Here is a 19344-nt window from a genome sequence, read left to right on the forward strand (position 1 = left end):
TTGCATCTGTGCTAGGATGCGGGCAATGTTAAGTTATAAATGCTGAATCTTAATGAAAGTGTTAAAAATCTTAGGGATGGTTGCGGCTTTAGTCGCGGGTTTTTACGCGCCCGACCTCATCCACAAGCTCTCTTCCGCTCCCGAATCAAAGCCTCTCGATGAGTATTGCTTGCTCTCAACCACGGCTTGTCTCCAACAAGGAGTCAGCATGACACTCAATGTGGATACCGCTCAACCTCTGATTCCTGCCTATTTAGAAGTCTCATGGCATGACAGCCAAGCGGAACAATTAGTCCTGAGCCTTTCAGGACGAGAAATGGACATGGGAGAACCTAAATTTGTGCTTAAAAAAGAAGCTTTAGGCACATACTCAGGAGAGATAACCCTGCCCGTATGTATGCACGATACCATGACATGGGTCGGAAAACTCACAGATGGGCAGAGCACCATTTACCCTGCCATAAAAATGCAAAGATAAGGAACGCTTATGAGCCGCAACTGGTCCCTATTTCTCGTGGTCGCATTCGTGCTCGGCTTTGGCACCAAAACCTACTTAGATGGACAAGCAGAAACCGAGAAAAAGCAAGCAGCCACCTCTGAACAGGTTATTCTCTTCGGTGAAGGCGATACGCCTGTCAGGATTTTTGATACGGGCGACGAACGTGTGCGCGTGGTGTACTTTGGTTTTACGCGTTGCCCTGACGTATGCCCAACATCACTCGCGATGTTGGCTGGTGCGTTGAACCAAATTGATGATGAACAAAAAGCAAAACTTCGTCCTATGTTCATTTCTCTCGACCCAGAACGTGATGAAGCGGATGCTTCTGCTAAATACGCCCACTACTTCCACCCAATGATTGAAGGCCTGTCGGCACCACTCGATGTCACTACTCCTCTCGCTCACCGCTATGGCGTCATTTTCCGTAAGACTGAGCTTGAAGGATCCGAGCTAAAATACACCCTAGACCACAGTTCCTACTTTTACTTCTTAAAACCTGACGGTACGCTGATTACCAAGGTGCCGCACACACTCACACCAGCGCCGATCGTCGACGCCATTTCAAAACTGACTGCAGAAGGAAATTCGAATGAAGGTTAAACACGCAATCAAAACGCTAGTGCTGGGCGCACTTCTACTTAGTTCGATTGCTCAAGCGAACTTAAGTGTCATGCCGCAGGACCCATATGCACGTGCAATGGCACCTGGTGCATTGACGAGTGCGGTCTTTGTCACGTTCGCCAACCGTAGCCAAGAGGACATCAATATCATCGCAGCAGAAACACCTGCAGCCGGCAAAGTGGAACTGCATGACGTAATTAAAGATGGTGACGTGATGCAAATGCGCCAAATTGAACGCATCACGCTAAAGGCGAACGAAACCACCGAGCTTAAGCCAGGCAGCCTGCACATCATGCTATTTGACCTGACAAAACCGCTTAACGAAGGTGATGAAATCGAAGTGACTGTTACTTACGACAATGGCCAGAAACAAAGCTTTAAAGCACCCGTTAAGAAAGTGATGGCAGGAATGAAAAAGCACGTTCATCATTAATCGCTTGAATCATCTGTTAGCGCTCCTGTACATCAGGAGCGTTTTTATTTCAGTTGGTGAGCTCAAAGCGTGATTTCGCTTTACCTCCGTGCCACGACTTCCCTTCTTAGATATACCCATACCCGATTTGGCGAGAATGACTTGGCGTAAAGTCACTTAGACATATAATCAAGGCGCGATTTACAAGTATTTTTTACGCAATGCTACAATCGATTTCTCGCCTATTCACAAGTGATGGAAGAGCGTCGAATATAACTCTAAAAAACGCAAAGAAGTTGTAAGATTCGAATTACAGCCGTTATACTTCAGTCGTTAACTCACCAACTAAGAGGAAATATGATGATTGTAATGAATAGCACTAACTGGGCAGTGAAAGGGTAAACATCCAACTTTTATCATGGCTGAGCCACAACTCCTCCCTTCTTTGCCCGGTCTTCACCGGGGTCAGCTCTATGCGAATTAGACCCTAATGCGGTTTGTATTAATGCACTTTGTTGCGTCTGGGATAATTCAACAATGAACAAAACACACTCTTTTTGTGAAGCACTACTTACTCAACCTAACCCATTAAAACGATTAGGTTGGAAACCATTTTTTCACCAACAACTGACATTAGACGATTACGAAGACACGCTTTTCGCACGAGTGATTGCTCACCATCGTAGTGGCTATGTCTTGGTTAGCGAACAAGGCGAAATCCATCTCCCTATCCAGACCTCGCTACCTAGCATGACGGTGGGCGATTGGGTGATACTAAACCACCAGCAGCAGTTTTCTCGTTTACTTGAACGTCGCAGCCTGTTCAGCCGTAAAGCCGCCGGCAGTAAAGTCGCGGAGCAGCTAATCGCCGCCAACGTGGACACTGTCTTTATCGTTTGTTCACTCAACCACGACTTTAACCTCAGCCGTATTGAGCGTTATTTAGCACTCATCAATGAAGCTGACGTAGGGCCCGTGATTGTACTGACGAAAGCAGACTTATGTGAAGATGCTGACGAGTTCAAAGCTCAAGTACAAAAACTCGACCCACTGCTTATGGTAGAAAGTGTCAATGGTCTGAATAAGGCAAGCGTTGCTAAGTTGAAGAGTTGGTGTGGTGAAGGTCAGACTGTTGCTTTCATCGGGTCTTCTGGTGTAGGTAAGTCTACCTTGGTCAATACTCTACTCGGAGAGCAAGAACAAGCAACAGGCGACATTCGCGAGGATGACAGCAAGGGTCGACACACAACGACTGCACGCTCAATCCATCTACTGCCTTCCGGTGGGATCTTAATGGACACGCCGGGAATGCGGGAGATCCAACTAGCGGATTGCGAAACGGGCGTCAGTGAAACCTTTGCCGATGTTGAAGCACTAGCAGAAAACTGTCGATTCAGTGATTGCCAACATCAAACCGAGCCGGGTTGTGCTATTCAAGCCGCCATTGAAAACGGCGCTCTTGAATTACGACGCTTTACTAACTATCAGAAGTTATTGCGCGAACAAGCCCATAACGGCGCGACTCTCGCAGAGCAGAGAGCGCAAAACAAACAGTTCGGCAAAATGGTGCGCAGTGTTGTTGATGGTAAACGTAAGCGTCAGCAAGGTTTTTGATATACCCAAGTAACCTCGAGATGCTTGGGTGTATGCTGTTTTCTTATTAGCGATAATACCAAGGAGGCGAAAGCCTCCTTTTTAGAATCTAATGCCGCCCCGCCATTAATACTTAGTTACACATAACAACATCACCCTCACCCAAATCAACTTTTTGCAAACAATCATCCTTAGAACAAACTAAAACTAGACACAAAATATTACCAAGTTAAGATGTGTGATATTCAGCGGGTAAATTAGCTGAATTGATTAAATTGGAAAATCGATAATCAGAGCTCTTAGCAACGCATAAATCAATATTTGGCCCCCCTTTTCGTTCAAGGAACATTACGCCGTTGCTCAGACATAAATTGCAGGAATGATGTATGCAACACAACAGCCTCGTTGCCCGATACGCTCGTGGTAACCTCGTCCTCCAAATTCTCGTCGGGATCGTCCTCGGGATCTTATTAGCAACAATCTCACCCAACCACGCCGAAAGCGTTGGCATGCTAGGTAACCTTTTTGTTGGCGCACTAAAAGCGATTGCTCCGATCTTAGTATTCATCTTAGTCGCGGCATCTATCGCAAACCAAAAGAAAAACCAACACACTTACATGCGTCCAATCGTGGTGCTTTACTTAGCCGGTACTTTTTTTGCGGCACTAACTGCGGTAGTTCTTAGCTTCCTTTTCCCAACTAATTTAATGCTAGTAACTGGTGCTGAAGGTGCAACACCACCACAAGGCATTGCAGAAGTCATTCAAACACTGCTGTTCAAACTGGTTGATAACCCTGTGAACGCCCTCGTAGAAGCAAACTACATCGGGATTCTTGCTTGGGGTGTGGGTCTTGGTCTGGCACTTCATCACGCGTCAGCAACAACGAAAGCGGTATTTGAAGATCTCAGCCACAGTGTTTCTCATATTGTTCGCTTCATCATTCGTCTGGCACCATTTGGTATCTTTGGCCTAGTTGCATCAACGTTTGCAACAACGGGTTTTGGCGCATTAGCCAGCTACGCTCACCTGCTAGCGGTACTGCTAAGTGCGATGGCGATCATTGCATTAGTGGTAAACCCAGCAATCGTGTACTACAAAACCAAGCAGAACCCTTACCCATTGGTGTTTCAATGCCTTCGTGAAAGTGGTGTAACCGCATTTTTCACTCGTTCAAGTGCTGCAAATATCCCGGTGAATATGACACTGTGTGAAAAACTAAAGCTAGATGAAGATACTTATTCTGTGTCTATCCCACTTGGTGCGACCATCAACATGGCAGGTGCGGCAATTACCATTACCACGCTAACACTTGCAGCAGTGCATACGATGGGCATTGAAATCGACCTAATGACGGCTCTACTTCTTAGCATTGTGGCAGCGGTTTCTGCATGTGGTGCATCTGGCGTAGCCGGTGGTTCTCTGCTACTTATCCCACTTGCGTGTGGTCTATTTGGTATCTCTAACGATGTGGCGATGCAGGTTGTTGCCGTTGGCTTTATCATCGGTGTGATTCAAGACTCGGCTGAAACGGCACTAAACAGCTCAACAGATGTTATCTTCACCGCCGCTGTGTGCCGTGCAGAGCAACAAAAAGAACACTGAAACGCAGTGCGAAAATAAACAAAGGGGGAGCCAATTGGCTCCCCCTTTCTTTTTTCCCGTTGCCTTCAAATGCATGGGTAGTATAAACGTCACGATTATAAGTGGCTTAGTGTCACTTCTTCCAATGGGAAGTGTGCACTAGGCTCAACGAACTCTTGTTGGGCCGCGATGGTTTGCAGTTCCCATTCACCCGCTTGGAAAGTCGCGTTAAGTACGCCAAAGCAAGCATCATGACAATGTTGGAACGCCTGCTTCGGTGTCCACCCTTTCAGTAAGCCTGCAGTGAAGATCGCCGAGATCAAATCGCCCGCTCCCACTGGTGCTTTAGCAAATTCGAAATGAGGACGCTTCGCTAAGTAGGTGCCTTCTTGGGTCGCTAACAACATGTTGAAGCTTGAGTCTGACAGGCAGTACAAGTGTTTCACCAATACCACTTTAGGTCCTTTCTCCAGAGCACGCTGACACGCCGTGATTGCATCGTCTAGCGTGTGGATTTCCATTTCAGCAAATTGACTTAGTTCGAACTGATTTGGCACGATCACATCCGCCATCGGCATCAATCGAGTCAACAAATGATCCGCAATACCTGGCGCAACGATACAGCCTTTGTCAGGCGCGCCCATTACTGGATCACACACATAAAGCGCTTCAGGGTTAGCCTGTTTCACTTTAGTCACCGTGTCGACAACAGCTAAGCACTGCTCTGCACTACCTTGATAGCCAGTCAATACCGCTTGGCATTTTTCTAGCGCGCCAATGTTGCCAAGACCACAAACTAATTCACTGATGTCGTCAGCCGAAAACGCACGGCCCGTCCAACCCTCTTGATACTGAGTGTGGTTAGAAAATTGAACCGTGTGAATAGGCCACACTTCGAAACCCATACGTTGCATCGGGAAAACAGCACTGCTGTTACCAGCGTGGCCAAAAGCAACATGCGATTGTATAGAGAGGATACCTTGCATAGTACCAGACCTCTTCTTGTTGTTATCAATAATTCAAAGACAGCGTCAAGCGCCAAATTCACGAAAGACGTAGTGTATCCGACAAACTAGGATTCTCTAACTCAATTCTCATGCTCTTCACTGGAGCCGATAAGGGAGCTCGCTTTCAGGACCATTTTCTTAATTTCCATTTTGACTTTGTTGAGCGCAATCTTGAGGGTATCCCCCTCTCTTATCCCGAGGTTCAGTCAGGTTCACGCTTGGAATGACTACGCCGGTATCGTCCGCGAACTCAACAGGTTAGCTAATCATCTTTCGTGCTCCAATTGTTAAAAATAGGTTTTCAGTTCTCCAAAAAAAGAGCCTTCCACACAGCATACGGGAAGACTCAATTGAAAATACGCTGGTAACTAATCTAGAATAGTGCGAAATACTATCCAAGTAACGTCTAGATGCTTGGGTATCGTTAAGAAAGCCTCACGAATGAGGCTTGTTGAGATTCTGTGGCTGTAAGAAGTTTTGCGTAAAGTCGAGTGCCTCCTTAGAGAGGGTTGTAGAGAATGCAGGCTCCTCAACCAACTTAGACTGAAGACCTAACTCTAAAAGCTCACCCTGTGATTGCGTCTCTTCTTGATCCGCATGATGAAGCTCTTCGGACAATTTTGCGCCACTTGGGAAGTATGCTTCACGCTTATAAACTTTATTTAATGCACGGATAATGGAATGCTTCTTCACCATACCAGATACTAGTTTACGTTGAAGAGGCTTCGCAATAGATTGCAAACCGACAACCACATCTACGCCGATGTTACTAGCGACCTCATCGCGCAGTGCTCGTGCAGGTTCAAAACCCATATTCGCAGAAAGAAAGAGCCATATATACGCAATCGCATTACCTGTTTTACTGGTGTCCTTCCACGCATCACCAGCATGGAACATCGCCTCTGCGTTACCACTTTCAGCGGCTCTCTCTAGCCAATAACATCCTTTTACCATGCTCATTTCTGTGCCAATGCCATTTAGATGACAAAGTCCAACTTGGATCTTTCCATCAGCGCTGTCTTTATCTGCTGCTTTCATAAACCAATACAATGCATCCGCACTACGGCCTAAAACGTTCTCAGGGGAAAGTTGCCACTCCCCCATATGCAGCATTGCGGCAATACAACCATTGTTGGCGGCCGCTTCGATAAGTTGATGTCCCTTCGCTAGGTTCTTCTCTACTCCTCGGCCAAAGACGAGCGCTTTACCTGTAGCAAAGGTCGCATCTACATCACCTTCCAATCCAGCAATAGCCATGCGCCAGAAATTGGCTTGCTCTCTTAGAATGACATCTTCACGCATCCGCTCGCTCAGTCTCACCATACCGTACATGCCAGTAATGTTGTCCAGTTTGGCCGCTTTATCGTACCAATACAGAGCTTCCTTAATATTTTCTCGCTCTGCTTCTTTGGCCAAAAACAAAATCGTCGGGATATGACCGGTTTCTGCTTTAAACTTTCGCTCTTTTTGTTCTTGCTCTCGTGCTTTTTGCATCGCTTTGCGATACGCCACTTCGCGAGCTTTCCTCTCTGCCTGAAGCCGTTGCTTACGCATTGACAACGAGATCATCCAAAAAAATATCAGGACGAGTGAAAGGCCAGTTGCCGCAATAGCAATGCCCATACTACTCATAAGCATCCTCTTTTTAGGTCAGGGCCTATGTTGAACTTCCCACAAACCGGGGAGTATTGAAAATGCTGAGACGAGTGACACGCCAACCATGGGTGTATACCCGAGCATCTTGAAGTAAATTACCGCTCTATTATATAACGACCGCTTGAGTAAAATCTGAAGTATCCCATCAAAGTATTCGATAAGATTGCCTCACATCAATCCTACTTATTTTTCGACAAGAAATATTCACCCAGATTTTATTGAACCAAATCACGGTTTTGGGGCTGAGGTATTCTCCTCCCTTCTCATCCTCCTCTTCTCCTCCTATAAACAATGACGTCGTTAAGCTGCGCTGAACATCTCATTATGCACACGTTTTATTATCAAAATTGCGAGCAAAACCCCTTCGAATAGAAATTTTTCTCTTGTAAAAAACTAAACGGTCCCCTCTCACACTTTGCTGATGACTGACTGTATTAGCATTTATTTGAACATCTACTTTCGGCATTTCGCCTATATACCCAAATAAAAATGGATTTGTAAACGTGGACAATAAAATATTCAAATTAACAACGATTGCTAAAACTGTATTGCCATTGTTCTCCGTCGCGGTGATCAGTGGTTGTGGCAACTCCAATGATGACACCGTTAAACCAAGTTCCGGTTTATACCCTGCGGGAGAGAACGAAGTGGTCATCTACTACAAACGCGATGTGGCCTCAACCGCAAAAAACAGTAACTATGACGGCTGGGGTCTGCACCTTTGGAATGGTGAAGGTTGTACCAGTACTGACCTAGAAGCCATGGGCATTGCAGATAGTGGCACAGATTGGGGAGCACCACTGCTCTTCACTGGCATCAGTGAAACCTACGGCGCATATTACGTACTCAAAATGGATCCTGATGCGAACGATCCTCACACATGCATGAACTTCATTCTGCACAAAGGCGATGAAAAAGCATTCGGCAGCGCAAACTCGAAAGTTGAGCTCACTAAGCTCGGCGAATCGAAAGGTCTGTTCGGTTTCCATGGTAGCAGCGAACTTTACTATGAGCCAATTGAAGAACGCCCGGTCGACATCGATGGCCAAAAAGCGCACTGGTTAGACGCGAACACGATCGCGTGGGAAGCGGCAGCAAATGCCGACATCATGAAGCTTTTCTATAGTTTGACCAACGACATCTCGATGGATGAAGACAAGCAAATCACAGGCGGTACAGCGGTTGAACTGACGAAAGCGGGTGAATTGTCTGAACCATTAAAAACGCGTTTCCGTCACCTTGCTAGTTTACCAGCCGCAGGGATCGATGTTGATACCGATACATTGCGCTCTATCCTGAAGTCACAAATCGTCATGGTGGCTTATAACGCAGATGGTGACGTTATTTCAGCAACAGAGGTACAAAAGCCTGGTGTGCTCGACGCCGTATTTGCAGATGCCAATACTGGTAACGCAATTGGAGAAACCCTTGGTGCAATCGTTGAGGGCAGCGCAGCGACATTTAAACTTTGGGCGCCAACTGCACAAAATGTCGACCTAGTCATCTACGATGAGAATTTTAAAGAAGTCTCTACGATTGAGATGACGGAAAATCCCGAAACTGGTATTTGGGCATCAGAGGCGCAGAGTAATGCCCTAAACCAATACTATCACTATAAAGTCACCGTTTATCATCCAACAACTGGTGTTGTAGAATCGCGCTTGGTGACAGACCCATACTCATTAAGCTTGTCTCAGAACTCAATGTACTCACAAGTTGTTGATCTCGATAGTGCAAACTTGAAACCAGCAGAATGGGATAACTACGTTCGCCCAACCGTTGAAAAAGACGCAGATCACGTATTGTATGAATCTCACCTTCGGGACTTCAGCTTCAGTGATAGCAAAGGAACGCCTAGCCTGAATGGTAAATATCTCGCGCTAACGGAAGCTGACCGAGAGTCGGTTACTCACCTTCAAGCACTGAAAGACGCCGGTCTTACTACGCTTCATATTCTGCCTGCCTTCGACATTGCGACCGTAGATGAAAACGCAGAGAAACGCGTAGACATCACCGATACCGTTGGCAAGCTATGTGGCATCAAACCAGCAGCATCGATTTGTGGAACAGAAGATGACGCGAAAGTCATTGAAGATGTGCTAAACCGCTACGATCCAACAACAGGCGCAGCACAAGCGTTGATGAATGATCTGCGCATGCTAGACAGCTTTAACTGGGGTTACGACCCATTCCATTACACGGTTCCAGAAGGCAGTTACGCGACGGATCCGAACGGCTCCAAGCGTATTCTGGAATTCCGCGAAATGGTGCAAGCGACCCACAAGATGGATCTGAAGCTTGTCATGGACGTGGTGTACAACCACACCAACGCATCTGGCGTAAACGACAAATCGGTTCTGGATAAGATCGTCCCTGGATATTACCACCGCCTTAACGTCAACACTGGCGGCGTCGAGAACTCAACCTGTTGTGACAACACCGCAACGGAAAACTTGATGATGGGTAAACTGATGGTGGACTCATTGCTGGTTTGGGCTGACGACTACAAAGTAGACGGTTTCCGTTTCGACTTGATGGGTCACCAACCTAAAGACGTGATGGTTTATGCGCTGGAGCAAGTTCGTAAGATTGATCCGAACACACTGTTCTATGGTGAAGGTTGGGACTTTGGTGAAGTCGCAAACAACGCGCGCTTTGATCAAGCAAATCAAATCAACATGGCAGGCACTGACATCGGCACCTTCTCTGACCGTCTCCGTGATGCGGTTCGTGGTGGTTCACCATTTGATGGTGCGGGAACCGGGTTACGCAAAAACCAAGGTTTCGGCAATGCCGCATACCCGAATGAACTGCAAACGGGTAGCCAAGACGAAATTGATGGTGCATTACACAATCAAGATCTTGTGCGTCTAGGCATGGCAGGTAACCTCGCTGACTTTATTCTTATCGATTACACCGGCGAAACTAAGCTGGGTAAAAATGTTGACTACAATGGTGCGCCAGCGGGTTACACGAAAGCGCCTTCAGAGAACATCTCTTACGTCTCTAAACACGATAACCAAACGCTTTGGGACAATAACGCCTACAAAGTGGACGCCGGAACAAGTTCAGCTGACCGTGCTCGTATGCAGTCAGTATCCCTATCCACTGTGATGCTAGGGCAAGGTATCCCATTTATCCACATGGGCTCTGAATTACTACGCTCAAAATCGATGCAGCGTGATTCTTACGATTCGGGCGATTGGTTTAACCGTGTATTCTTCGACGGCACAGACAACAACTGGAACGTTGGTCTGCCTCGTGAAGACAAAGACGGTGCAAACTGGGCGCTGATCAAAACCATCATTGGAGATAGCACAACGAAGCCAGATACAACAGACATCGAGCAAACGAAACAACAATTCCTAGAGTTACTGACAATCCGTAGTACAAGCGAACTGTTCCGCTTAGATACGGCTCAGGAAGTGATGAACCGTGTTGATTTCCATAACGTAGGTCAAAACCAAGTAGAGGGCTTGATCGTTATGTCTATCGATGACGGTACTTCGGCAGGCGCGGACCTCGACCAAAACTACGATGCCATCGTTGCCGTGGTAAACTCAACAGCGACAGAGCAATCATTCAAAGTTGAAGGTGCCACAAGCTTCGAACTGCATAACGTTCAGAAGAACTCGATGGACACAACGGTGAAAGGTGCGAGCTTCTCTGGCGATACATTCACAGTACCAGCCCTGACGACGGCAGTCTTTGTTCAGCCACAAAACGGGGCACAAGGTACTGGTCTGCCTGTGGGCGAAAAGGATGTCTCTAGCATTCCTCCGTACGGTGACACTAAGGTTTACATTCGTGGAGACATGAATGGTTGGAATCCTGTTGCGGAGTGGGAAATGTCCTTTATTGGTAACGGCATTTACTCAGTAACTGGCGTGTTAGAAGCAGGCGACTATGGCTTTAAGTTTGCCGACGGTAACTGGGGGACACCAAACTTTGGTTGTGATGCGGTTGAGTTGGCAAGCGGTTCTCTCGACCTTGGGGCTGAGGGGAACTGTCAACTATCTATTGCAGAGACAGGTAAATATACATTCATTCTAAATGCGATCCATGAACAAGATGATAACGTTGAAAAACCTGTCGTGTCGGTAACCAAAGCAGCAGATGCTCCAACATTCGGCGAAACGGCACTTTATCTACGTGGTGATGTGACCGACGCGGGCTGGGCAGCCATTGAAACCGCGAAGTTCAGCTACGTAGCGAATGATGTTTACTCACTAAACATCGACCTAACAGCAGGGACATTCGAGATGAAGGTAGCAAGCTCTGACTGGGCAGCTTCAACTAACTTTGGTGGTCAAGGTGCGATTGAGTTCGGTACGCCTCTAACAATGGAAGCTGGCAGTGCAAGTGGCAACATCAGCATCACGTTACCAGAAAATGGAAACTACCGCTTCCACTTCAATGCAGCAGATAAGACCGCGCCAATCGTAACGGTAACCAAGAACTAACCGTTAAGATTACAACAAGATAAAAGGGAAGCGTTATGCTTCCCTTTTTTATTTATGGCTCACTATTGGCCAAGTAATGAAAAAGCCAAGTGTGCAGCTATGGGGGGGGGGGTAGATAGCATCACTCGGCTTTACGTATTCAATCCTTAACCAACTATCCTTAGATAGCGTCTCAATGGCTTACTGACCGCTTGATGTGACCTTAAAGAACCGACCTTGTAACGACGACATCAGAATTTGATATTGCCCATCGCTTAGCGTGATTTTCTCGTTCGTCAATAAGTCCACCAGCGCTTGGTTACTGCCCACCTGCGTTTCGGTCAACACAACGTTTCTCGCACTTTCTAATGTGTTCAGCACAAACAGAACTTGATCATCACCTGACGTTTTCAGGTCCACATAACTTCCATTGGTTGCGACTACGTTGGTGCGAGTACCCTCGTACAAAGCAGGATGGGACGCACGCATCATCATCAAAGACTTCACATAAGCTTTTAGATCCACTTGATTCGCATCCAACGTTGCGGTGACCCCTTCGATCTTGGCGCTGCTACGAGCCACGTGATCATCACATACGCCTCGGATCGCACAGGTATGGTTGTCCTCTTTGGCAGCAAAGCCATCAACTTGGTCACCAATTTCATCACCGTAATAAAGCGTGATTGGCCCGGTGTAAGCGGCTTGGAAAGCAAATGCGGCTTTATGACGTTGCCAGTATTCCGCGTCATTAACATCAGCCAACCCACCACGTTGCAGCAAATCACCAAAGCGCACTAAATCATGGTTACCTATCATCAAGTTAGGCTGGGCATGGGCTGGGTATTGATTGTGAGTCTGATAGCCATTGTCTAGCCAATCAACATCTCGACCACCGACACCACTCTCATTTACCGCTAAGGTTTCAACCACACGATAGCGCATCGGGAAATCAAACGCAGAACAAAGTGCAGGGGTATTTGCCATTCCATAAGCATCATCCGCGATTTCAGATTCGCCTTTCCAAATTTCTGCCACCATGTAACCCAGTGGGTTGACTGGTTTGCCTTCGCTGTTGGTATAAGTCACGCTTTGTGAGGCTTCATCCACGGCTTTACGAATTTGCGTCCAAGCATCCGTCGGTACTTGGTAGGCTTGATCCAAGCGCCAACCATCAATTTTTAACTCTTTCACCCAATAAGTCGCGACTTCTTTGTAAAAGTCTAAACTTGCTGGGTAATCGACAGGATTGCTTGCACCGGAAGGTAGCAAACCAGATGGAGATGGCTTAATCAAACCGTCTTTGTGGTGACCAAACACGCCATCAAAGAAAACGTATAAGCCTCGCTTGTGCGCTTCATTAACCAACGTTCTCGCGGTTTCCAAATCGCCAAAGCGTGGATCAATCTTAAAGTAATCCGTCGCAAAGTACCCCGTTGCATCCAAACGGTCTGCCCAATGATCTTGACCATCGAGCACTTCTGACTCAAAAACAGGCGTCAGCCAAATTGCATTCATGCCTAAGTCTTGGATGTAATCGAGCGAATTAATAATACCTTGTAGATCGCCATTGTGGTGACTAGTGCCATAACCCGTACCGTGGCCAATACTCGAGTCACCATCAACAAAACTCTCTACCATGATCTGATAAGTTCGCAGCTGATTACTTTGCTCTATCACATTCGCTTGGCAAGCGTAACTCGTCTCTGGCAATGGTGTGCTACCATCACTTCCACCTGAGGAGTTACACGCGGATAAAACACCGACAACACTCAAGGCAATAAGTGATTTACCGAGCAGTTTTTTATATCGGATATGATGCATTAAAACTCTCCCAGACAAAATTAACCCCAACATGAATTACATGGTGGGGCTAATAAATAAAAAATAAAATCAAATAACCAAATGGAATATTATTGGCACTTACTAACCTTAACATGAAGTGGTTTGCCTTCGCCTTCAAATTGAAGACTCCAAACATATTTACCATCTTCTTTAATATCCACTGAAGTATCCGTACCGTAACCACCAAATGTCAGTTGAGTTAATTCACCCACATTCATTCGATTGCCTTTCGCAGTAAATTGTGGGAACCACAACTCTGTCGCATATTGCATTTTATAAGAACCTGCTTTTTCTTGCGTCACAACTTGGTAGAAGTTATTACCTTTATAAGTGTATTGGCGTTGAGGTACATGTTTCCAATCTGAATCAGCAAACGTACCAACAACAAACAACGGCTTAGAAATTGGACCTTTCGCTGTGCTGTCTGGGTTATCACAAGCCGCCATAAAAGCAACGACTTCATCTTGAGATAGATTAACAATAGGTTCAGCAGCACCTTCTGGTTCTGCCGTCGATTGACAACCAGCAAGAGCAAGAAGTAAGGCAGCAGCAAGTGATGTTTTCATCATGTTCATTTTCACGTTAATTCCTTTTTAATATTCCAAAGTAAATAAAAACTCACCAAGTTGGTAAAGATTTAATATTTAAAAAGAACAAAATATCGAACCATCGATAAATAACATTATTCTATATCTTGCTGAGCCATATTACTTTGAGAGGTTTAATTATTTCCTAATCGATGACAAGTAAGGTTAGGAACACAATTTAATTATTGATCTGTTAAATATAAAAAACAAAGTAAAACAAATAAATTTGTGAATAAGCTAACTATATGTAGGGGTGAGTTTTAGACATTCAAATAGATTAATAAAAAAGGTCAGCATATCGCTGACCTTTTTAAATTATTTTGTATTCACTGCTTTCACAAATACTTCTTGTGCACCTTCGATGCCCAATTCTTTCGCTTCATCAAGCAGTGTTAGTGCTTTCGGAATATCGTTAGCTGCGACCGCTGCTTTAATCGAGCTGTGGTAGTAGCTGGTTAAATCCGTACCTTGTGGGATATTGTCGTTTTTCGCGACAATTTTAGTATTCACGATATCGTTCGCGGATACTGAAAAGCGGAACTGACCAAGTGGGCTGTGTTTCGCTTGAGGATCTGCAATATCTGGCGGCTGAGTGTGATTTGCCAGTGCGAAGGCTTTTGCAGGGTGAAGAACTTCTGAACTTCCTTTTAGATCATCGGAAGTGGTGTAAACCAACACATGCAAATCGTTACCTGTCATGTCTGGAATTACATTCATTTCAAGTACGAACTTATCGTTATCCAGTAGTTTTGCTGGCACGTACTCAAACTTTGAAAAATCTGCTTGGTAAATAGGTTCACCCGCCGCGTTCATTACTACGACGTTTGGTGCATAGAACTCTAGGTTCTTGTTTACGAATGTCTCTAGTTTGATATCGAGACTGCCGCGATTACCCGGTAGAGCGAACGCTGCAATTGCGCCTGCGCTATTACCATCTAATAGCATTTGGCTTTTATCAGTCAAAGCGAACTCAGTAACCGCAGGTACATCAATTGGTACCCATTGAATATCACCCGATTGCGTGATCACTTGTTGCAGACCTTTCGGGTTCAGCTCGACTTGCTCTACAGAAGAACAACCAGTAGCCAACATTCCCAATAGGACAGGAGCAAGCCATTTTTTCATTACCGTCTACCTCGACTCATTATTGTTTTTTGAAATAAATACAGCCAGATAGGCTCTGGCTGTATCATTCTAGGACAATTTAGGACTTAGTGGCTAGATGATTACCACCAAGCTTCAGCTTGTACACCGAATTGGAATGTATCGTCTGAACGACCGCCGTCAAATGTGTTTGAGTTATCCGCTTTATCAGCCGTTAGGTAAGAAGCGTATAGACGGATTTCAGGACGAGCCCAGAAGCTAGAACCAGCAGACCATGCTTGAGCAACTGTTAGCTTACCGAACTTGTTCTCATCACCGTCGTTGTCATCGATAGCGTAACCAGCTTCGAAGATAGTTTTGTGGTTGTCATCCCATTTGTACATTGGACGTACAACGACAGACATTGCTTCCCACTTGTCTTGACCATCCCACATGTCTTCACCAACACCGTATACTAACTGGTGACCCATTTCCCAGCTTTCACCCATGCTGATTACACCCCAGTTAATTAGGCGGTAACCAGATGCGCCATCTTTCGCTTCTGCACCGTACCAGCTACCGTCACCGTAGAAAGCCATCGTTTTTGAGTAGCCTTCAGTACCATACTGGAATACCGTTTTGTTGAAGCCAGAATCTAGGCCTTGAGTCAGTTCAGCTGTGAACATTACGCCATCTTTCGCATCTTTAGCTTTTTGAGATGCTGATTCTGTAGGGTGAACTAGAGCGTAGTCAACACCAACTTCAAGTGACCCATTTTCCCATACTGGGATACCAGCATAACGCACATCTAACGTGTTTACGTTCGCGTCGCCACCATCGTTACCAAGATCTACAATATCGCCACGGTCGTTACGAATCCATGCAAAAGATAATTTACCTGGGCCCGCTTCGATGTTTTCGATACCAGCGCCCGCGCCAGAGATGTTCCAGTAGTAGAAGTCAGAAATATGGATGTCGTGACGTTGGTTGTAACGCTTACCTGCCCATAGCGTCGCTTCTGGAGCGAAGTTAAGAACGCCTTTAGCTTGAACGTTAAACTGACGCAGCGCGAATTGTGCATCATCAACACATTTAACATCGCCAGCGCCGTCAAGACCGCAGTTTGCAGAAGTGCTCTCCCAGTCGTTTGAACCGTTAGAAGTCATCGCAAACATTGAGTCAACGTAGAACGTTTTACCGTTGTTATTGTAAACTTCTTTACCTAATTGAACTTCACCGTAAATATCGCTCTCGTTACCAAGACGACCTACTTTGTTCTTTTCGAACGTTAGTTGCTGGCCGCCGTCAGCGTTAACACCAACACCAGCACGCATGTAACCATGAAAGTCCACTGCGAAAGCAGAACCAGCAGCCAAAGTTGCAGCCACTGCAGCAGCAATTACACTTACTTTTTTCATTCTTAACTCCATTAAGGGTATTTATAATTCTGTCTTCCCTGCTCACTCCCTGGGCGAATATAGGCAGTAAAAATGCGCCTAAAGAAAGAGAGGTAAGATGGGAACAAGTCCCCGTTTGTTTCAACGGTTTACAGATTATCCAAGGCGAACAAGAATGACGTCCTCCACCCCAAACTAATTTAGGGGGGATGAGAAGGGATGAGAAGAATTACCGAATGGCGTTTCTTAGAGTCAGATCACCAATGTGGGGAGGAATTAGTAAGTATCTCCAATTCTAGATCGCTACAAAGTGATAGCTATTTCATATTTTTGACCAAAATGGATCATAGAAAGTAATTAAATTACAGTCATATTTTTCGGCATAAGGTGGTTGACCTTAGTAAGACAAAGTTTTTTACTTATAGTTCTTAAAGGTAGCAATAAATATTAGAAAAAGACTCGCTAATGACACAACTTCTCTCTCGTCCGTACCCGCTCGGCGCAACCGTGAATCAAGAAGGTTGTAACTTCTCTGTTTACGCCCCGGGTGGTAATGACATTCAACTGGCCTTATTTTCTGACGATGGCAGTTACACTTTGTATGACTTACCCGGCGAACACGCCGGAATTCGCCACACCTTCATCGCAGATATAAAGCCGGGACAAAAATACGGTTATGTAGTGACTCATCATGATGAACCACGACTCATCTCTGACCCTTATGCAAAATCCATAGATGCCGCTCTTCACTACCGCCCTCCTTTCTCTGCCGTTAAAAGCTTCGATATGCCAAAATGTGTCGTCATTGAGGACACCTTTGATTGGCAAGGAACCGAGCATCCTCGCATTCCACGTGAAGAAATGGTGCTATTTGAAACGCACGTTAAGGGATTAACACAGCAGCATCCAGAGGTCCTAGAGGCCACGAAAGGACGTTACTTAGGGTTAGCATCATCAGAGATGCTAGCGTTTTATAAACAACAAAATATCAACACGTTACAATTACTCCCCGTTGCAGCGTGTATGCATGAACCGCATCTACTCAAGATGGATAAGGTGAATTACTGGGGCTACAACCCATACCTGTTTATGGTGCCAGACCCACGCTACGCAGAAAATGACGCAGTAACGGAGCTAAAAACCACCATCCGAGAGTTACACAAACATGGCATCGAAGTGATTCTCGACGTGGTCTATAACCATACGGCTGAAGGTGGTGATGGTCCGACGACCTTCAACCTTAAAGCGCTCGACCCACATTTTTACATCAAACACGGCCAGCACTTCGCAAATTTTACCGGTTGTGGTAACACCGTAGATTTGACTTACCAACCCGCACTGAATTTAGTGATGGATACCCTACGCTACTGGGTGAGTGAGTTTAAAGTTGACGGTTTCCGATTCGATTTAGCGGCTACACTAGGTCGTCAGGGCGACGATTACAATCCAGACGCTGCTTTCTTCAAAGCCGTGGCGCAAGATCCCGTGCTGCGTGAAACCAAACTGATTGCCGAGCCTTGGGATATTGGTCCGAATGGCTATCAAGTTGGCAATTTCCCATTTGGTTGGAATGAGTGCAATGACAAACTGCGCGATATTGCTCGCAGCTTCTGGCGAGGTGATCAAGGTTACTTAAAAGAATTTGCCACTCGCTTGATGGGTTCGCGTGATATTTACAGCGCTGCGAATTGGCCTTACAAACTCACGGTTAACTACATCACGTATCATGACGGTTTCACACTGCAAGATTTGGTCTCGTACAAGCAAAAACACAACGAGGCCAATGGGGAGCAAAACCGCGATGGTCATGGTGATAACCGCTCCGAAAACTACGGTGTAGAAGGCGAAAGCGAGAACTTAATCATCATAGCGACACGTGAGAAGCAAAAACGCAACCTCATGGCGAGTCTGCTGTTTGCGTTTGGTATTCCGCATATTCTTACCGCCGATTTGTTATCTCATACCCAACGAGGCAACAACAATGCGTACTGTCAGGATAACGACATCAGTTGGTTAGACTGGTCTAAATCCGAGCGAAAGCATCACTTTATGGCTTGGATGTCGCAGATGGTTGCTAACCGCAATCAGTACATGGTGCCATTCATTCGAGCGTTCAGTGGTGAGCATCGCAACAACAATCGCATTTTTTGGCATCGAACCGATGGTAGTTTAATGGAGCATGACGATTGGAACCGTTTAAGCTCCGTTGCACTTCACTTGGGTATTGGCAAAAAAGGCCAAGAGCTGGTTTATCTGATCAACCAAACCAATGCGCCAGCGCGCTTCAAACTGCCCAGTGATCGTGCTCAAGAATGGGTAACCATCTGCAATACCAACGTCCGAAATCTAAACCCTGGGCATGCTAAAGGCGAGGTACTGTTGTCACCGACATCAATGATGATACTCCACTATCAACCTAAATAGCATCACCTAACCAGCATGAGTCCGCGATTCAGTATGTTAAATTGCGGGCTTATGTTAATGGGTATTCAAAGTCAAACATGAGCTAACGGCATAAGCGCACACCTCTCTGATACAGTTTTGATGGCAATTTAGTCAGAGCAGATACCGCCAATTTATTAAACACACCATACGCATTGTTATGTGCATGATATAAGTCTA

At 45.9% G+C, this 19344-nt stretch carries 13 protein-coding genes and 1 pseudogene; 7 read left to right on the top strand and 7 right to left on the bottom strand.

The features are described 5' to 3' along the window. Positions 1-52 precede the first annotated feature (52 nt). From AK966_RS10795 to sstT, 5 genes are all read left to right on the top strand, one after another. The gene (locus AK966_RS10795; RefSeq protein WP_099079594.1) at positions 53-478 is read left to right on the top strand and encodes a hypothetical protein; all 426 of its coding nucleotides are present in this window, start codon (positions 53-55) and stop codon (positions 476-478) included. Positions 479-487: 9 nt separating this feature from the next. Then, positions 488-1099 (top strand): SCO family protein, encoded by a 612-nt coding sequence (locus AK966_RS10800; protein ID WP_099079593.1) that lies wholly within the window; start codon positions 488-490, stop codon positions 1097-1099. Continuing rightward, positions 1089-1553, top strand: coding sequence for a copper chaperone PCu(A)C (locus tag AK966_RS10805; RefSeq protein WP_099079592.1), 465 nt, complete (start codon positions 1089-1091; stop codon positions 1551-1553). Before AK966_RS10800 ends, AK966_RS10805 begins: the two co-directional genes overlap by 11 nt. Positions 1554-2069: 516 nt before the next feature. Next, positions 2070-3146 (top strand): ribosome small subunit-dependent GTPase A, encoded by a 1077-nt coding sequence (gene rsgA, locus AK966_RS10810; RefSeq protein WP_119464126.1) that lies wholly within the window; start codon positions 2070-2072, stop codon positions 3144-3146. A 365-nt stretch (positions 3147-3511) separates the two neighbouring features. Next, complete coding sequence (sstT, locus tag AK966_RS10815; RefSeq protein ID WP_099079590.1) at positions 3512-4729, top strand: serine/threonine transporter SstT; 1218 nt, start codon at positions 3512-3514, stop codon at positions 4727-4729. A 95-nt stretch (positions 4730-4824) separates the two neighbouring features. Here sstT and pdxY read toward each other — a convergent pair whose 3' ends face one another. The 3 genes and pseudogenes from pdxY to AK966_RS10830 all read right to left on the bottom strand — a co-directional run bounded on the left by pdxY (position 4825) and on the right by AK966_RS10830 (position 7347). After that, a complete protein-coding gene (gene pdxY / locus AK966_RS10820) occupies positions 4825-5694 on the bottom strand; it encodes a pyridoxal kinase PdxY (RefSeq protein WP_099079589.1) in 870 nt (289 codons plus the stop codon). Positions 5695-5795: 101 nt separating this feature from the next. Continuing rightward, positions 5796-5940: pseudogene (locus AK966_RS20325) on the bottom strand (AbrB/MazE/SpoVT family DNA-binding domain-containing protein). 210 nt (positions 5941-6150) lie between these two features. After that, positions 6151-7347, bottom strand: coding sequence for a tetratricopeptide repeat protein (locus tag AK966_RS10830; RefSeq protein ID WP_099079588.1), 1197 nt, complete (start codon positions 7345-7347; stop codon positions 6151-6153). Positions 7348-7874: 527 nt separating this feature from the next. Here AK966_RS10830 and pulA point away from each other — a divergent pair. Then, positions 7875-11834: a pullulanase-type alpha-1,6-glucosidase gene (gene pulA / locus AK966_RS10835; RefSeq protein ID WP_119464127.1), complete on the top strand. Its 3960-nt coding sequence runs from the start codon at positions 7875-7877 to the stop codon at positions 11832-11834. A gap of 180 nt (positions 11835-12014) precedes the next feature. Here the strand turns inward: pulA and AK966_RS10840 are convergent, their stop codons facing one another. From AK966_RS10840 to AK966_RS10855, 4 genes are all read right to left on the bottom strand, one after another. Then, positions 12015-13634 carry an alpha-amylase family glycosyl hydrolase gene (locus AK966_RS10840; RefSeq protein WP_119464128.1) on the bottom strand — a complete coding sequence of 540 codons (1620 nt, stop codon included), beginning with the start codon at positions 13632-13634 and terminating at the stop codon, positions 12015-12017. Between the two features lie 89 nt (positions 13635-13723). After that, positions 13724-14230: a glycosidase gene (locus AK966_RS10845; RefSeq protein ID WP_099078505.1), complete on the bottom strand. Its 507-nt coding sequence runs from the start codon at positions 14228-14230 to the stop codon at positions 13724-13726. Positions 14231-14557: 327 nt separating this feature from the next. Beyond that, positions 14558-15367 (bottom strand): MalM family protein, encoded by an 810-nt coding sequence (locus AK966_RS10850; RefSeq protein ID WP_119464129.1) that lies wholly within the window; start codon positions 15365-15367, stop codon positions 14558-14560. Between the two features lie 101 nt (positions 15368-15468). Continuing rightward, positions 15469-16743 (bottom strand): maltoporin, encoded by a 1275-nt coding sequence (locus AK966_RS10855; protein WP_119464130.1) that lies wholly within the window; start codon positions 16741-16743, stop codon positions 15469-15471. Between the two features lie 444 nt (positions 16744-17187). Here AK966_RS10855 and glgX point away from each other — a divergent pair, with 444 nt between their 5' ends. Next, entirely contained in the window at positions 17188-19146 is a 1959-nt protein-coding gene (gene glgX, locus AK966_RS10860; protein ID WP_119464131.1) for a glycogen debranching protein GlgX, read from the top strand. Positions 19147-19344 lie beyond the last annotated feature (198 nt).

It is taken from the genome of Vibrio sp. PID23_8 (assembly GCF_003584965.1).
In the GTDB taxonomy this organism is placed as follows: Bacteria; Pseudomonadota; Gammaproteobacteria; order Enterobacterales; family Vibrionaceae; genus Vibrio.

Excerpts from the sequence above, each read along its gene's own strand:
- rsgA (WP_119464126.1), top strand. The coding sequence starts at position 2,070 with ATGAACAAAACACACTCTTTTTGTGAAGCACTACTTACTCAACCTAAC.
- AK966_RS10850 (WP_119464129.1), bottom strand. The coding sequence starts at position 15,367 with ATGAAAAAATGGCTTGCTCCTGTCCTATTGGGAATGTTGGCTACTGGT.
- pdxY (WP_099079589.1), bottom strand. The coding sequence starts at position 5,694 with ATGCAAGGTATCCTCTCTATACAATCGCATGTTGCTTTTGGCCACGCT.
- AK966_RS10855 (WP_119464130.1), bottom strand. The coding sequence starts at position 16,743 with ATGAAAAAAGTAAGTGTAATTGCTGCTGCAGTGGCTGCAACTTTGGCT.
- sstT (WP_099079590.1), top strand. The coding sequence starts at position 3,512 with ATGCAACACAACAGCCTCGTTGCCCGATACGCTCGTGGTAACCTCGTC.
- AK966_RS10845 (WP_099078505.1), bottom strand. The coding sequence starts at position 14,230 with ATGAACATGATGAAAACATCACTTGCTGCTGCCTTACTTCTTGCTCTT.
- AK966_RS10840 (WP_119464128.1), bottom strand. The coding sequence starts at position 13,634 with ATGCATCATATCCGATATAAAAAACTGCTCGGTAAATCACTTATTGCC.
- AK966_RS10795 (WP_099079594.1), top strand. The coding sequence starts at position 53 with ATGAAAGTGTTAAAAATCTTAGGGATGGTTGCGGCTTTAGTCGCGGGT.
- glgX (WP_119464131.1), top strand. The coding sequence starts at position 17,188 with ATGACACAACTTCTCTCTCGTCCGTACCCGCTCGGCGCAACCGTGAAT.
- AK966_RS10830 (WP_099079588.1), bottom strand. The coding sequence starts at position 7,347 with ATGAGTAGTATGGGCATTGCTATTGCGGCAACTGGCCTTTCACTCGTC.
- AK966_RS10805 (WP_099079592.1), top strand. The coding sequence starts at position 1,089 with ATGAAGGTTAAACACGCAATCAAAACGCTAGTGCTGGGCGCACTTCTA.
- AK966_RS10800 (WP_099079593.1), top strand. The coding sequence starts at position 488 with ATGAGCCGCAACTGGTCCCTATTTCTCGTGGTCGCATTCGTGCTCGGC.